Annotated in this window: 15 protein-coding genes and 1 tRNA gene; 12 read left to right on the top strand and 4 right to left on the bottom strand. The window is 68.0% G+C overall.

The genetic code is table 11. From position 1 onward, the window contains the following. The first annotated feature begins 88 nt into the window (after positions 1 to 88). Positions 89 to 1,315 carry a DUF445 domain-containing protein gene (locus OM513_RS03025; protein ID WP_264943030.1) on the top strand — a complete coding sequence of 409 codons (1,227 nt, stop codon included), beginning with the start codon at positions 89 to 91 and terminating at the stop codon, positions 1,313 to 1,315. A 25-nt stretch (positions 1,316 to 1,340) separates the two neighbouring features. Here OM513_RS03025 and OM513_RS03030 read toward each other — a convergent pair whose 3' ends face one another. After that, a complete protein-coding gene (locus OM513_RS03030) occupies positions 1,341 to 2,012 on the bottom strand; it encodes an HAD family hydrolase (protein ID WP_264942652.1) in 672 nt (223 codons plus the stop codon). 55 nt (positions 2,013 to 2,067) lie between these two features. Here OM513_RS03030 and OM513_RS03035 point away from each other — a divergent pair, with 55 nt between their 5' ends. The 4 genes from OM513_RS03035 to OM513_RS03050 are packed head-to-tail and all read left to right on the top strand — an operon-like array spanning position 2,068 to position 5,549. Beyond that, the gene (locus OM513_RS03035; RefSeq protein ID WP_264942653.1) at positions 2,068 to 3,177 is read left to right on the top strand and encodes an ABC transporter permease; all 1,110 of its coding nucleotides are present in this window, start codon (positions 2,068 to 2,070) and stop codon (positions 3,175 to 3,177) included. Further along, entirely contained in the window at positions 3,177 to 3,977 is an 801-nt protein-coding gene (locus tag OM513_RS03040; protein ID WP_264942654.1) for an ABC transporter ATP-binding protein, read from the top strand. Before OM513_RS03035 ends, OM513_RS03040 begins: the two co-directional genes overlap by 1 nt. 7 nt (positions 3,978 to 3,984) lie before the next feature. Continuing rightward, positions 3,985 to 4,953: an MlaD family protein gene (locus OM513_RS03045; RefSeq protein WP_264942655.1), complete on the top strand. Its 969-nt coding sequence runs from the start codon at positions 3,985 to 3,987 to the stop codon at positions 4,951 to 4,953. Positions 4,954 to 4,961: 8 nt separating this feature from the next. Further along, positions 4,962 to 5,549, top strand: a complete 588-nt coding sequence (locus OM513_RS03050; protein ID WP_264942656.1) for an ABC-type transport auxiliary lipoprotein family protein — start codon at positions 4,962 to 4,964, stop codon at positions 5,547 to 5,549. Between the two features lie 113 nt (positions 5,550 to 5,662). On the opposite strand, the gene OM513_RS03055 is transcribed toward OM513_RS03050, so the two are convergent. After that, positions 5,663 to 6,541 carry a peptidylprolyl isomerase gene (locus tag OM513_RS03055; RefSeq protein WP_264942657.1) on the bottom strand — a complete coding sequence of 293 codons (879 nt, stop codon included), beginning with the start codon at positions 6,539 to 6,541 and terminating at the stop codon, positions 5,663 to 5,665. A 92-nt stretch (positions 6,542 to 6,633) separates the two neighbouring features. Here OM513_RS03055 and OM513_RS03060 point away from each other — a divergent pair. The 3 genes from OM513_RS03060 to OM513_RS03070 all read left to right on the top strand — a co-directional run bounded on the left by OM513_RS03060 (position 6,634) and on the right by OM513_RS03070 (position 8,967). Beyond that, positions 6,634 to 6,724, top strand: a tRNA-Ser gene (locus tag OM513_RS03060). 182 nt (positions 6,725 to 6,906) lie between these two features. Beyond that, the gene (locus OM513_RS03065) at positions 6,907 to 8,247 is read left to right on the top strand and encodes a tyrosine-type recombinase/integrase (protein WP_264942658.1); all 1,341 of its coding nucleotides are present in this window, start codon (positions 6,907 to 6,909) and stop codon (positions 8,245 to 8,247) included. A 396-nt stretch (positions 8,248 to 8,643) separates the two neighbouring features. Then, positions 8,644 to 8,967, top strand: a complete 324-nt coding sequence (locus tag OM513_RS03070; protein WP_264942659.1) for a helix-turn-helix domain-containing transcriptional regulator — start codon at positions 8,644 to 8,646, stop codon at positions 8,965 to 8,967. A gap of 9 nt (positions 8,968 to 8,976) precedes the next feature. Here the strand turns inward: OM513_RS03070 and OM513_RS03075 are convergent, their stop codons facing one another. After that, positions 8,977 to 9,756, bottom strand: a complete 780-nt coding sequence (locus tag OM513_RS03075; RefSeq protein WP_264942660.1) for a DUF2285 domain-containing protein — start codon at positions 9,754 to 9,756, stop codon at positions 8,977 to 8,979. Positions 9,757 to 9,816: 60 nt separating this feature from the next. Continuing rightward, entirely contained in the window at positions 9,817 to 10,590 is a 774-nt protein-coding gene (locus tag OM513_RS03080; protein WP_264942661.1) for a helix-turn-helix transcriptional regulator, read from the bottom strand. A 261-nt stretch (positions 10,591 to 10,851) separates the two neighbouring features. On the opposite strand from OM513_RS03080, the gene OM513_RS03085 reads away from it, so the two are divergent. The 4 genes from OM513_RS03085 (at position 10,852) to OM513_RS03100 (ending at position 13,810) form a co-directional block, all read left to right on the top strand. After that, positions 10,852 to 11,592 (top strand): LuxR family transcriptional regulator, encoded by a 741-nt coding sequence (locus tag OM513_RS03085; RefSeq protein WP_264942662.1) that lies wholly within the window; start codon positions 10,852 to 10,854, stop codon positions 11,590 to 11,592. Positions 11,593 to 11,673: 81 nt separating this feature from the next. Continuing rightward, entirely contained in the window at positions 11,674 to 12,285 is a 612-nt protein-coding gene (locus OM513_RS03090; protein WP_264942663.1) for an acyl-homoserine-lactone synthase, read from the top strand. A gap of 14 nt (positions 12,286 to 12,299) precedes the next feature. Beyond that, positions 12,300 to 13,205, top strand: a complete 906-nt coding sequence (locus OM513_RS03095) for a phytanoyl-CoA dioxygenase family protein (protein ID WP_380916260.1) — start codon at positions 12,300 to 12,302, stop codon at positions 13,203 to 13,205. Continuing rightward, complete coding sequence (locus OM513_RS03100; RefSeq protein ID WP_264942665.1) at positions 13,202 to 13,810, top strand: GntR family transcriptional regulator; 609 nt, start codon at positions 13,202 to 13,204, stop codon at positions 13,808 to 13,810. The genes OM513_RS03095 and OM513_RS03100 overlap by 4 nt, the downstream gene beginning before the upstream one ends. Positions 13,811 to 13,892: the final 82 nt, after the last annotated feature.

The raw sequence follows: 13,892 nt of genomic DNA on the forward strand, positions 1-13,892 counted from the left end.
GGCGAGCGGCGTTGATCAGGCGATGACGATCCCGCCCCTTTCGCTGCGCAGCGGCTCCGGCCTGGCGGTGCCGCCCGGGCTCCGGCGGATGCGCTGGATCGCCACTGGGTTGCTGGTGGCGATGGCGGGCATCTTCGCGGCGGCACGCGCGCTGGAGCATCGCCACCCCGCGATCGGCTTCGTCCGCGCCTTTGCCGAGGCGGCGATGGTCGGCGGGCTGGCGGACTGGTTCGCCGTCACCGCGCTGTTCCGCCACCCGCTGGGGCTGCCGATCCCGCACACCGCGATCATTCCCCGCAACAAGGATCGCATCGGCGATACGCTCGCCAGCTTCCTGCGCGAGAATTTCCTTACGGCGCGCGTCGTCGCGCGGCGGATGCGCGGGCTGGATCTGGCCGGTGCGGCCGGGCGCTGGCTGATGCGCTCCGGCGCGGGCGGGGAGGATGCCGGCGCGCGCGGCGGACGGCTGGGCGCGGGCGCATCGCGGCTGGCCGCCGATCTGCTGGAGGCGCTCGACCAGGAGCGGCTGGGAGGGATGGTGAAGGGCGCGGTCGCCACGCGGCTGCACGGGGTGGAGATCGCGCCGCTGCTCGGCCGCGCGCTCGACGCCGCCATCGCCAGCGACCGGCATGTGCCGATGCTCGACGGCATGATCCGCTGGACGTCGCGCATGCTGCTCCACAACGAACATCTGATCCGCGACATGGTGCATGCCCGCGCCGGCGGGCTGATGCGCTGGACCGGGCTGGACGAGACGCTGGCGAACAAGATCATCGGCGGGCTGCACAAGCTGGTCGACGAGATGGCCTATGACCCGGATCACCCGATCCGCCGCAAGGCCGAGGAGGGGCTGGAGCGCTTCGCCCGTGACCTCCAGGAAAAGCCCGAGCTGCGCGAGCGGGTGGAGGCGTTCAAGGCCGAGATGCTGGAGAACCAGGCCTTCCAGGACTGGGTCGAGGGGCTGTGGGAAACCAGCCGGGCCGCGCTGCTGCGCGCCGCGCGCGATCCCGAACGGGTGATGGCCGGCCGGCTGGGCGACGCGCTGGCGCAGTTCGGCGAGACGCTGCAGCACGACCGGCGGCTGGCCGACACGATCAACCGCTTCGCGCGCCGCACCGCGGTGGGCGCGGCGGCGGATTATGGCGACGGCATCGTCCGGCTGGTGTCGGATACGGTGCGCGGCTGGGATGCACGCACCGTCACGACGCGGCTGGAGAATGCGGTGGGCCGCGATCTGCAATATATCCGCATCAACGGCACGCTGGTCGGCGGGCTCGTCGGCGTGACGATCCACGCCGTGGTGACGCTGTTCTGAGGGCGAGCCCGGAACCGGCGGACCTTCAGCGCCAGTCCAGCTCCGGCCAGCCCTGCGCCTTGGCCAGCGCCTTCAGCGGGCCATGCGCGTTGACCGCGAAGCCCTCGTCCGCCCAGGAAAGCAGCGGCGCATCGGACACATGGTCCGAATAGGCGCGGATATGCGCATCGCCGCGCGCGATGCCTTGTTGCGTCATCCAGCCCTGCACCATGCGCAGCTTGGCCGGGCCATAGCAGTTCTCGCCCTCGATCGCCGGCAGCACATGGCCGTTGCCCGCGCGCTGCGCCCGGGTGGCGATGACGTCGTCGAAGCCCAGCCGCCGTCCGATCTCGGCGGCGTAGAAGGCGTGCGACGCGGTCGCCAGCACCAGCCGGTATCCGGCCGCCCGGTCCTCCGCCATCCGCGCGCGGGCGCCGTCCAGCACATGATCGGCGATCACCGCGTCGGCGAAGCTTTCCGCGATGCCGTCCATCTCCGCCGGGGCCACCGCGCCGCCCAGCATGATCCGCTGGGTCACCTGTTTCAGCCCCGCCCGGCCGGTGAGGCCCAGCGCATAGCCGATCGTGGCCGCGCCCGCCGCGGGGAGCAGCGCCAGCCGCCAGGGTGCCCGGCGGCGCGCGGCATGGACCAGGAAGCGGGTCCAGGTCGGCAGGCGCGTGACGGTCTTGTCCATATCGTAAAAGGCGAGGTGCTGCATTGGGACATCTAGGGCTGCTTGCCGTTCCGGTGCAAATCGCGGAAAAGCGCTGGCGATGAGCGCCTTTGCCGACTTCGCGAGGGATGACAGCGGCGGCGGCACCCTCCGCTTTACCGGCGATCTGTCGCTGGCCCGGCTCGGCGACCTGCCGGACCGGCTGGAGGCGCTTTCCGGCGATGTCGCGCGGATCGATCTGAGCGCGGTGGACCGGATGGATACGGTCGGCGCCTGGCTGGTACACCGGCTCGCGCTGCGCCACGGCGCGGAGGTGGAGGGGCTGGGCGCCGATTCGCGCCACCTGTTCGATCAGGTCGCCAGCGCGGCCGATCGCCCGGCCGCGCCCCGCCCGGCCCCGCAGGGCGCGTTCGTGCGGCTGCTGGGCGAGGTGGGCGACGCGACGATCACCGCGGGCAGGACGATGTACGGCCTGCTCGGCTTCATGGGGGCGACGATGGTCGCCTTCTGGAACGTGGCGCGGCATCCCTCGCGCTTCCGCTTCCACGCCACGGCGCACCGGTTCGAGGTGGTGGGCGTATCCGCGCTGGGCATCATCGGGCTGATGAGCTTCCTGATCGGCATCGTCATCGCCCAGCAGGGCGCGGTGCAGCTCCGCCAGTTCGGCGTGGAGATCTATACGGTCGAGCTGGTCGGCCGCCTGTCGCTGCGCGAGCTGGGCATCCTGATGACCGCGATCATGGTGGCGGGCCGCTCCGGATCGGCCTTCGCCGCGCAGATCGGCACGATGAAGCTGACCGAAGAGGTCGATGCGATGCGCACCATGGGCGTTTCGACCATGGAGGCGCTGGTGGTGCCGCGCACCATCGCGGTGGTGGTGATGCTGCCGCTGCTCGGCTTCTATTCGGCGCTGATCGCGATCATCGGCGGTGGCGTGCTGTGCTGGGTCCAGCTAGATATCCCACCGGTCGCCTTTGTGGAGCGGCTGCGCACGGAGCTGCCGATGGTCGACATCTGGGTCGGCGTGCTCAAGGCACCGGTGTTCGGCGCGATCATCGCCATCGCCGGATGTTTCCAGGGGATGCAGGTGGAAGGCGACGCCGAACAGGTCGGCCATCGCACCACCACCGCGGTGGTTCAGGCGATCTTCCTGGTGATCGTGCTCGACGCCTTCTTCGCGGTGTTCTTCAGCGAGATCGGCTGGATCTGATGGCGCCGGGCGAGACGATCATCCAGGTCCGCGGCCTGCGCAACTGCTTCGGCGACCAGGTCATCCACGATCTGCTCGATCTGGACGTGCGGCGCGGCGAGATCCTGGGCGTGGTGGGCGGATCGGGCACGGGCAAATCGGTGCTGATGCGATCGATCATCGGGCTTCAGCAGCCCCAGTCGGGCACGATCGAGGTGTTCGGCGAGAGCACCGTCGATCGCGACGAGAAGGACCTGATCGAGATCCGCAAGCGCTGGGGCATCCTGTTCCAGGGCGGCGCGCTGTTCTCCACGCTGACGGTGGCCGAGAACGTCCAGGTGCCGATCAAGGAATTCTATCCCGCGATCGGCCAGGCGATGCTGGACGGGATCGCGGCCTATAAGGTGACGATGACCGGCCTGCCGCCCGAGGCCGCGTTCAAATATCCAGCCGAGCTTTCCGGGGGAATGAAGAAGCGTGCCGGCCTGGCCCGTGCGCTGGCGCTCGATCCCGAGCTGCTGTTCCTCGACGAGCCGACCGCCGGGCTCGATCCGATCGGCGCCGCCGCATTCGACGAACTGACGCTGTCGCTCCAGCGCACGCTGGGGCTCACGGTGTTCCTGATCACGCACGATCTCGATTCGCTGCACGCGATCTGCGATCGGGTCGCGGTGCTGGCGGACCGGCGCGTGATCGCGGTTGGGACGATTCCCGAGCTCCTGGCGTTGGACCATCCGTGGATACAGGAGTATTTCAACGGGCCGCGCGGCCGCGTGGCGGCGGTGGGCGCGCACGGCGAAGGGGGCCGGGGCAGGACATGAGGGGCTGATGGAAACGCGATCGAACCATGTCCTGGTGGGTGCGGTGGTGCTGATCCTGCTGCTGCTGCTCGCCGTCTTCACGGTGTGGCTGGCGAAGATCGGCACCGGCAATGAGCGCCAGTACGACATCTTCTTCAAGCAATCGGTGGACGGGCTCAGCCCCGGATCGGCGGTCACCTTTTCCGGCGTGCCTTCGGGCCAGGTGAAGGAGATATCCTTCTGGCGCCCCGATCCGCAGTTCGTGCGCGTGCGCATCAGCGTGAAGGCCGATGTGCCGATCCTGGAAGGCACCACCGCGACGATCCAGAGCAGCTTCACCGGCCCGTCGAACATCCAGCTCGACGGCGCCGTGAAGGACGCCCCGCCGATCGTGTGCCCGCGCGAAAACCCGCGCGCGGCCTGCCCGCTGGGCGTGCCAGTGATCCCCACCAAGGCGGGCGGCCTGGGCGCGCTGTTCAGCTCCGCGCCGAAGCTGCTCGAACGGCTCTCGACGCTCACAGAACGGCTGACCGAGATGCTGGGCGACAAGAACCAGAATTCGATCGCCGGCATCCTGGCCAATACCGACCGGCTGACCCGCGCGCTGGCCGATCGCGCGCCGGAAATCGCCGCCACGCTGGCGGAGACGCGCGTTGCCATCCAGAAGGCGGGCGTCGCGGCCGAACAGATCGGCCAGCTCGCCGCCACCACCAACGGCGTGCTCGCCGACGATGTGAAGCCGACGATCAAGAAGCTGAACGAGACGATCGCCGCTGCGAAGCAGAGCGTGGAGACGCTCGACAAGACGATCGCCGCGGCCAAGCCGGGGGTCGACGCCTTCTCGCAAAAGACCGTGCCCGAGATCGGCGAGCTGATCCAGGACCTGCGCGAGATGGCGGGCGCGCTCGCCTCCGTCGCGGAAAAGCTCGATCAGGGCGGCGCCGGCAGCCTGATCGGCGGCCAGAAGCTGCCCGACTATAAACCCGGCAAGAAGTGAAGAGGCCCATGAAGCATCGCGCGATCCTCGCTCCGCTGGCGTTCCTGCCGCTGGCCGCATGCGTCTCCTTCGGGGGCAAGGCGCCCACAGTGCCGCTGCTCACGCTCGTGCCAGAGGCGCAGCTTGCCGTTGGCGAGACGCGCAGCACGGGCGACGCGGCATCGATCACCATCGCCGTGCCCGCCTTTTCGCAGGAGCTCGCCACGCCGCGCGTTCCGGTGCGCGCCGGCGGCACGGTCGCCTATCTCAAGGACACCCAATGGGTGGAGCCGCCCGCGCGCCTGTTTGCCCGGCTGCTGTCCGATACGGTGTCGGCGCGCACTGGGCGGGTGGTGCTTTCCACGCGCCAGTCGCTGATGTCGCCCGGCGCGCGGCTGACGGGGGAGCTGCGCCGCTTCGGGGTGGAGGCGGACACGCGCGAGGCGGTGGTCACTTATGACGCCTCGCTGATGCGCGGCAAGGATCCGGTGTTCGAGAAGCGCCGGTTCGAGGCGCGCGTGCCGGTGGCCGAAATCGCGCCCGCCGCGGTGGGCGATGCGCTCAACCAGGCAGCGAACCGCGTCGCCGGAGAGGTCGCGGCCTGGATCGGCTCCTAGAGTGAGAGTCGCGGCCTCGGCCCGCTCCTCCACCCGGCCGCCCAACGGCAGTCTATTCTATGGGCGGCCGGGTGGGGGAGCGGGCCGAGGCCGATTACGCTAAAGGCGAACCGCTACCGCAGCCGGCGGACGCCCGGATCGACGTTGCAGATATCGGCGCCGCCCGCGGGCCGCACGAAGAACGCTTCGGCGCGGTTCTCGCGCGCGGCGATGAAGGCGGCGAAGCGCGGATTGTCGGTCGCGCGATACTGGAATCGCGGCCGTTCGTCCTCCGGCAACTGGCTGGCGAGCCGTACCGACAGGATCGGCGTCTGCTCCGCCGCCGTGGAATAAAGGCCCAGCGCCTCGCGCCCGCGCGGCAGCGTGGATAGCAGGTCGATCCCCTGGATCACGCGGCCCACCAGCGCGATGTTGCGGTCCAGATGGCGCGGGGCATGGCCGATCACGGCATAGAGCGCGGCGCCGCTGCCCGTGCTCGGCGGATTGTCGCGCGCAACGCCCACCATGCCATAGCAATGGGTCAGCCAGCTCGCCTTGCCGTCGGTGCCCAGCGGCCAGCCGTCGGCGCTGAATCCGGTGCGCGGCGCATAGGGATCGGGGCGGCTCATCCCGGCCACGCCGTCATATTGCGGCCATTCATATTCGGCGGGCGGGTTCTCGATCACCAGCGGGGGCAGCGGCTTGGCGTCGGTGGGGTCGCCCCATTGCGCGACATAATTGTCCTGCGCGCGATAGATGGCGGTGCCGTCCCACCAGCCCTCTGCGGCCAGGCGGCGGATGTTGGCGACATGGCCGGGCGCATAGCGCGGGGCCAGGCGGACGAACACCTGCCGGCCGCCGGAAAGCGTGATGACCAATATCTCGCTATCGGGGATGTCGTGCCAGTCCGCCTCTATCGGCGCGGGTGCGGCGGGTGCCGGTGCGGTCTGGGCGGCGGCGGGGGGCGCGGGCGGCAGGGCCGCGAACGCACCCAGCGCGGATAGCGCGAACATGGGCCTGAACATCGCCGTTAGGTGACATGCCCGGCACGGCTTGCCTAGCCCGCCCGCACGTTCTACGGAGCGCGGCTTCCAGGCATTCTCGCGGAGCGGTGGCCGAGTGGTCGAAGGCGCTCGCCTGGAAAGTGAGTATACGGCAAAACCGTATCGAGGGTTCGAATCCCTCCCGCTCCGCCAACGGCCTCTCCATAGAGGTTCGTAGAGGTCCACTGGGATCGACTTTTTCGTCCTGATTACCGAAGCTTAGCAGACCGGTTCGGCCTCGGCCGTCCGCACCCGTCCGTGCCTATCCGGCGAATCGGTTGGTACTTTGCGTGGTACGCGCGGTCGAAAAACGTGGTACTTTTGGAGACCGGACGATGCTCACCGATGCCAAGATCAGGGCGGCCAAACCCCGCCCCAAATCCTACAAGCTTACCGACGCCAACCGTCTTTTTCTTCTCGTCACTCCGGCCGGAGGCAAGCTCTGGCGGTGGAGCTATACCTTCGACGGCAAACAGAAAGGCATGGCCTTCGGCCCGTGGCCCAAGGTGTCGCTCGCCGACGCGCGCCTCATGCGCGACGAGGCCAATGCGGTCCTTGACGACCTTCGCGACCCCGCCGTCGCCAAGAAGCTCAAGAAGGAAGAAGCGCTCGAGGCAAGCCGCCAGACGTTCGAGCGTGTCGCGCGCGAGTGGTTCGCCACCAACAAGTGCAAGTGGGCGCTCGTGCACCAGAACGACGTGATCCGCAGCCTGGAGCGCGACGTCTTCGATACGATCGGCGCCGTACCGATCGCCGATCTAACGCCCCCGCTGGTCCTGGCCGTCCTGCGCGAGATCGAAGCGCGCGGTGCGATCGAGACCGCGCGGCGGGTGCGTCAGCGCATCTCAGCCGTCTTCGTCTACGCCATTGCCCAGGGCATCACGGAGACCGATCCCGCCGAGAAGCTCGGCGCAGTGCTGAAACCGCTCCGCAAGGGACGACAGCCGGCGATCACCGACCTCATACCGCTGCGCAAAATGATCAAGGCGGCCGAAGATGACCCGGCAAGGCCGGTCACACGACTCGCGCTGCGCTTGCTTGCTCTCACCGCCGTGCGGCCGAGCGAATTGCGCGGCGCACGATGGGACGAGTTCGAGGATTTGAACGGCAAGCTTCCGCTCTGGCGCATTCCCGCCGCGCGCATGAAGGGCGATCTCGACCGAAAGGAAGAGTTCGGCGGCGATCATCTCGTTCCGCTTCCGCCACAGGCGCTCGCTGTCCTGCGCGCGCTCTGGCCGCTCACCGGCGACGGACCGATGCTCTTTCCGGGCAATCGCCATGGCCACAAACCGATGAGCGAGAATGCCATCGGCTATCTCCTGAACCGGGCCGGCTACCATGGTCATCATGTGCCGCACGGCTTCAGAGCCGCCTTCTCGACGATCATGAACGAATGGGCCGAGCGCGAAGGCAAGGAGCACGACCGCAAGGTCATCGATCTGATGCTCGCCCATATCCCAAAGGAAAAGGTCGAGGGCGCGTACAACCGCGCCGCCTACATGCCGCGGCGGCGCGAGTTGGCCTGCGTGTGGGCGGATATGCTGTCCGAAGGCCTGCCCGATCCGCTCGTCCTGGTCGATCGGCCGGCGAAGGAGACGGCACGCTATACGCGAAGGCGAGTGCCGGAACCGGTCGACGCAGACTTCCGGTTTCCAGCTCCGCGCCGCGCAGCCTGATGGGCGATCGTCTCTCGACAAATGGTAACGTATATGTTACCAACGAGCGTGCAAGATGATCGTTCAGGAGTATGTTCGCGACGATGGCTCGAGCCCGTTTCGATCCTGGTTCGATGATCTCGATTGCCGGGCTTCAGCCAAGGTGGTGACGTCCATCTTACGGCTGGAGCTGGGCAACCTGTCGAACGTCAAATGGATCGGCGGGGGCTCGGGGAATACCGTGTCGATTGGGGGCCGAGCTACCGGGTCTATCTCACCTGGATGGGGATGAGTTCATCATCTTGTTCGTGGGCGGGACGAAGAAGCGGCAGCAGTCCGATATCGACCGGGCGGGCATGTTGCTGAGCGAATACAAGGCCCGCAAGGCAGCGGCCAGGAAAGACAGGAAGTGAGAAGATGGCGCTGGCCCGCGATTTCAAGGAAACGGTGAAGGAGCGCGCCGCGCGCGATCCCGCCTTTGCCAAAGCCATGCTCGACGAGGCGGCAACCGCGTTCCTCAATGGCGAGCCTCACGTCGCGCGGCTGATCCTGCGTGATCTGGTCAATGCCTCGGTCGGCTTCGAGGAACTGGCCAGCGAGACCAACCGCCCAAGCAAGAGTCTGCACCGGATGCTCTCCGAGAAAGGCAACCCGAGCATGGATAATCTCGCCGCGATCTTCGGCGCGGTACGCAAGCGATTGGGCGTTGCCTTCGAAGCTCGGGCGGTGGAAGCAGCCTAGCAGCTGCAGCTAAGGGGTAAACCACTCTCTCGCCAAGGGTTGTTGCAGATGTGCGCGGGCTGAACGGACGAGACGCTGAACGCGCAGACGATATGCGTCGCTGTCCAGGCGCCAGCCGCTGCTGGCCGCTTCGCCGAACAGCTGCTCGGCGATCTGCCGCTGGCTGGCGCCTTGGCCGAGCGCATCGGCGGCACGAAGCTCGGCAATCCAGCGCGACGCCCTGCGCTCGGGCCGGCGAGGCAGACGTGCGGCCGCGCCATCCGATCCCAGCTCGACCAGATGTCCGAGGCTTTCCAGCCGGGGAGGCAGACTGGAGAGACCTTCAAGGCGGTAACGGAGCAGCGCCGGGCCGCCGAGCAACGTGCCCTCGACGATGTCGATCCGAAGCAGCCGGCAGCCGTCACTGAGCAGCCAATGTTCGTTGCCTTCCGCGTCGATCGCGACGCTTGCAAAGGTAGCGAAGCGTAGGATGTCGAAGCCTTCGCAGCGGGGGAAGCTGCCGCCCGAAGCCGTGGCCGGCACGACATGCGGATCGCACTTGGCGCGCCAGACGGGACGCGCCGAACGGGCGTCAAGACTCGGGTCTTCGAGCGCCGCCAGGCCGAAACGGCGCGCGACGCGCAGTGCGACACGGCCCTCGGGCTCCGCCCCGTAGCGGCGCCACGCACGCCGATAGGCCGCGCTTCTGCGCAACCACTCCCAGGCGAAGATGCGGCGATCGGCTTCGAGCAGAAACCCGTAGCCTGCGGCATCGCGCCAGTCGGTCGCATGTGCGGGCGAAGCGGCCATCCTTACCTCGCCCGGTAGGGTGGCAAGCGCTCGCCTGCAGCGCGATACACCCTTTAGGGGCTAGTGACGCAGCACTTCCTCGAAGCCAATCTCGCCTTCATGAAGCGCTACGACCGCAAGCTGAGTCCGACGGCTGACATCGAAACGCGCGCGTGCCGCGTTCAGATATTTGGTTACGGTCTCTTCGCTCAGTCCAAGGATCTGCGCGATTTCCCAGTCGGACTTGCCTTGCGCCACAAGCAACACGCATTCGCGCTGGCGGGGCGAGAGCGGCTCGTGCGCCGCGGCGCTCGCGCGGCCGATCCGCCGCCCGACCTCGTATCCGAACTGCCCGAGCAGCTGCGCCGCCATCAAATTGCGTTGCGGGAGCGAAGCACCGCCGCGAGTCGCGAACGAGCAGGACGCGGCCCGTTCGCCCGGCAGGTGGATCGGAACCGTGAAGCCGTCGCCGATGCCGTGACGCCGGCTTTCCTCGAGCACGCGCTGCTGGCGCGGCGTCAGCCGGACGATCGCCGGGATCTCGGCCCATGCGAAGCCGACCAGTTGGCTTCGGCAAGCGCATTGGACGGGGTCGAAGCGATAGAGGCCCTCGGCATCGAACCGCTCCTGCCAGCTCGCCGGATAGTCGAGCAACGCGAGCTGCGGCTCCGGTGCCCGCGCGGGCCTGCCGTGCTGGACCAAAGCGTGGAAGCCAAAGCCGAGCGCCCCCGCGGCTGCACCGAGCAGCGCGTCGAGATCCCCCGCCGACTCGACACTGTGTCCTGCGGCGACAAACTCGGCGGCGACCTGCATCGCGCGGCGATCACTCAACGATGCACAGGCGTCTATCGACACGCCGAATCCTCGTACGCACACTATTCGGCGCGCGGGAAGCTTCGCTCGCCGCGCGCCCCCACGAATATAGAGCGAATATATTTGCCAAGTTTCAAGAGGGTTACCTAGATCGCGTCACGCGCCGGGCTGATTTCCTCACGCTCCGTCGCGGTTTCTCCACGCTGTCCGGGCCGGTATTGAGAGCCATGTGCCGGGCGGCAAAGTGAGGGCGGTGAGTCGGCGATGGCTTGAGTACCTCGTCGCTTGCGGGCCGGTCTGGACATGCCGTCGCTTGCCGCTGCGCAAGAATATCTCGCGTCGCTTCACTCGATCACCACGCTCGCGGACTTGCGCGACGCGCTCGAAGAAACCTCTGACCGGCTGGGCTGCCATTATTTCGCGCTGAGCCAGCATGTCGACTTCCTGCGGGCGCCCGACTCGGCGCTCCGGCTTCACAATTATCCCGAATCGTGGGAGGCGTGGTTCGACAGTCGTGGCCTGGGCGTTTCCGATCCGATCCATCGCGCGAGCCACGTCACGGCGTTCGGATTCCGCTGGGCTGCGGTTTCCGGGATGATCAAGCTCTCCAAGACCGACCGACTGGTGCTTTCCGAAGCCTATGCGCACGGAATCGGCGACGGGTTCACGGTGCCTGGCAATGTGCCGGGCGAGACGCTGGGCTCGTGCTCGTTTGCGTGCCGCGCCGGCGACGACCTGCGCGACGAGCGTATTCCGTTCGCCCAGCTTGCCGGCCAGCTTCTGTTCGAGACCGGCCGCCGAATGGCGATGAAGCGGCCGCACGCCGATCCGCCGGCGCTCACTGACCGCCAGGTCGAGTGCATCATGTGGGTCGGACGCGGCAAGACCGACTGGGAAATCGCCCAGATCCTCGGCGTCAGCCACGGCACGGTAATCGAGCATCTGCGCAACGCGCGCGAACGCTATGATGCATCGACGCGCTCGATGCTGACGGTCCGCGCGCTCTACGACGGCGCGGTCTGCTTCAGCGATCTGATCGCCTGACAACCCCCATTTCTTGGAATGGGCCGCCGGCTTTCCGGCTGCTCTTAGGGCGCTCGCCTTCAACCTGGAGCGAGTGCCATGATGCTTATCGTCGACGACACCAACCGCATGCACGAACGCGTTGCGCTGCGCGGCATGTTCGAAGCGCGCAAGCAGGTCTTCATCGACCTGCTCGGCTGGGACCTGCCCGTCCTCGCCGGCCGCTATGAAGTCGACCAGTTCGACAATGCGCGTGCGACCTATCTGATCCTGACCGATCCCGAGCGCCGCCATCTCGCCTCGGCGCGCTTGCTGCCGACCGACGAGCCGGGGATCCTCACCTCGCTGTTCGGCGATCTCTGCGACGAGCCGCCGCCGAACGGGCCTGACGTGCTCGAGATCACCCGCTTCTGCCTGTCGCGGGACATGCAGGCAGGCGAACGCCGCATCGTGCGCAACATGCTGGTGACAGCAATCGCGCAGTTCGGGCTCGCGAACGGCGTGCGCTGTTACACCGGCGTCGCGGAGCTGCCGTGGCTGCAGCAGATCCTCGGGTTCGGCTGGACCTGCTTCCCGCTCGGACTTCCGCGCGAGCACGACGGCAAGATGCTCGGCGCGCTCAGGATCGAGATCGAACCCGATACGCTCGACAAGCTCGCCGCAGCGGGCGTGTTCTGCGAGCCGCGCGCCGTCGCGGCTTCGCACGCGGCTTGAGGAGGCTGACGATGATCGCCGATCTCCAAAGCCGCGACGCCGACGCGCTTACCGCCCGGCCCGACGCGCTCGGCGCCAAAGGCTTCGCCATCCTGCGCGGCGCTGCATCCGGCGCGACGATCGCGCGCGTCGCGTCGGACCTGTCGCCGCATTTCGAAGCGACGCCGTTCTGCCAGGGAGGTTTCTACGGCACGCGAACCAAGCGGTTCGGACGGCTGCTCAGCCGATCCGATGCGGTTGCCGAACTGGTACTTCAGCGCGAAGTGCTCGCGCTCGCCGAGAGGGTGCTGTCGCCGTGGTGCGACACGATCCAGCTCAACCTCGGCCAGGCGATCGAGATTCATCCCGGCGCGCTTCCCCAGTTTCCGCACCGCGACCAGGACATGTGGCGCGGCGTCACCGGCGAGGTCGAATATCTCGTCAACGTCATCTGGCCGCTGACCCCGTTCACGCGCGCCAACGGCGCGACGCTGATCTGGCCCGGAACCCATGGCGCGGCCGCGCTCGAGAGCGAGATGGTGGGCGAGCCGGTCGTGGCCGAATGCGAACCCGGCGACGCGATCGTCTTCCTCGGCTCGACGCTTCACGGCGCCGGCGGCAACGTCACTACCGCTGCCCGGCGTGCGATCATCGTCAGCTACTGTCTCGGCTGGCTCAAGCCCTATGAGAACCAGTGGCTCGCCTATCCGCCCGAGGTCGCTCGCCGCTTTCCTCCCGAACTGGCCGCGCTCGTCGGCTACCGCCAGCACCGTCCCAACCTCGGCAACTTCGAGGGACAATGCCCGTCGATCCTGCTCGGCGACGCGGTGCCCGACCATATCGCCGCGATCGACGCACTCCGCCCGGACCAGGAGGCGATGCTCGCCGACTATGTCGACGCGCAATTGGCCGGAGGCGAGACAGCGCGAGCCGGATCATGAGTTCGGGCGGCACCATGATGCGCGTCTATGCGGCGCTCAAGACACGCGTCATGACCGGCGCCTTCAGTCCGGGCGAACGGCTCGATCCTGCGCGCCTGTCAAGCGAACTCGCGGCGAGCGTCACGCCGATCCGCGACGCGCTGCACCGGCTGACAGGTGAACGGCTGATCGACAGCTGGCAGCACGAAGGGTTCCGCCAGCCGTTCGTGAGCGAGGCGGGTCTGCGCGATCTCTATGGCTGGAGCAGCGAACTCGTCGCGGTCGTGCTGCGCGCCGCGGCGCGCGGCCCGGACGCGGCCGCTCCACTCGCCCGCACCGGCAGCTTTGCCGAAGACGCCGCGCGCCTGTTCGCCGCGGTCGCCGAGCGTTCGCCGAACCACGAGCATCGCGCGGCGATCGCATCGCTCAACGACCGCTGCCATCTCGCGCGCCTCGTCGAGGAACGGATTTTCGCGGATCCCGGCGCCGAGCTCGACGAGCTCGCCGTACACGTCGAGGCCGGGCGCTGGGGCGGCGCGCGACGCGCCGCCGACGCCTATCATCGCCGCCGCCTTCGCCACGTACAGGAGATCGCCGCGCAGCTGCGGCCGCGCGAGGGCGGGTGACGCCGCCGCAACAATCGTCGAATTCGGTCCGTATAAAGTTGGTATAATCCGTGCTCGGTCCCAGCCTTTGCGACGCTGCGCG

The organism is Sphingomonas canadensis (genome assembly GCF_026013525.1).
Lineage (GTDB): Bacteria > Pseudomonadota > Alphaproteobacteria > Sphingomonadales > Sphingomonadaceae > Sphingomonas > Sphingomonas canadensis.

Bases quoted from the DNA above. Each gene is read 5' to 3' on its own strand.
- OM513_RS03025 (WP_264943030.1), top strand. From the start codon at position 89: ATGCGCTGGATCGCCACTGGGTTGCTGGTGGCGATGGCGGGCATCTTC.
- OM513_RS03030 (WP_264942652.1), bottom strand. From the start codon at position 2,012: ATGCAGCACCTCGCCTTTTACGATATGGACAAGACCGTCACGCGCCTG.
- OM513_RS03035 (WP_264942653.1), top strand. From the start codon at position 2,068: ATGAGCGCCTTTGCCGACTTCGCGAGGGATGACAGCGGCGGCGGCACC.
- OM513_RS03040 (WP_264942654.1), top strand. From the start codon at position 3,177: ATGGCGCCGGGCGAGACGATCATCCAGGTCCGCGGCCTGCGCAACTGC.
- OM513_RS03045 (WP_264942655.1), top strand. From the start codon at position 3,985: ATGGAAACGCGATCGAACCATGTCCTGGTGGGTGCGGTGGTGCTGATC.
- OM513_RS03050 (WP_264942656.1), top strand. From the start codon at position 4,962: ATGAAGCATCGCGCGATCCTCGCTCCGCTGGCGTTCCTGCCGCTGGCC.
- OM513_RS03055 (WP_264942657.1), bottom strand. From the start codon at position 6,541: ATGTTCGCGCTATCCGCGCTGGGTGCGTTCGCGGCCCTGCCGCCCGCG.
- OM513_RS03065 (WP_264942658.1), top strand. From the start codon at position 6,907: ATGCTCACCGATGCCAAGATCAGGGCGGCCAAACCCCGCCCCAAATCC.
- OM513_RS03070 (WP_264942659.1), top strand. From the start codon at position 8,644: ATGGCGCTGGCCCGCGATTTCAAGGAAACGGTGAAGGAGCGCGCCGCG.
- OM513_RS03075 (WP_264942660.1), bottom strand. From the start codon at position 9,756: ATGGCCGCTTCGCCCGCACATGCGACCGACTGGCGCGATGCCGCAGGC.
- OM513_RS03085 (WP_264942662.1), top strand. From the start codon at position 10,852: ATGCCGTCGCTTGCCGCTGCGCAAGAATATCTCGCGTCGCTTCACTCG.
- OM513_RS03090 (WP_264942663.1), top strand. From the start codon at position 11,674: ATGCTTATCGTCGACGACACCAACCGCATGCACGAACGCGTTGCGCTG.
- OM513_RS03100 (WP_264942665.1), top strand. From the start codon at position 13,202: ATGAGTTCGGGCGGCACCATGATGCGCGTCTATGCGGCGCTCAAGACA.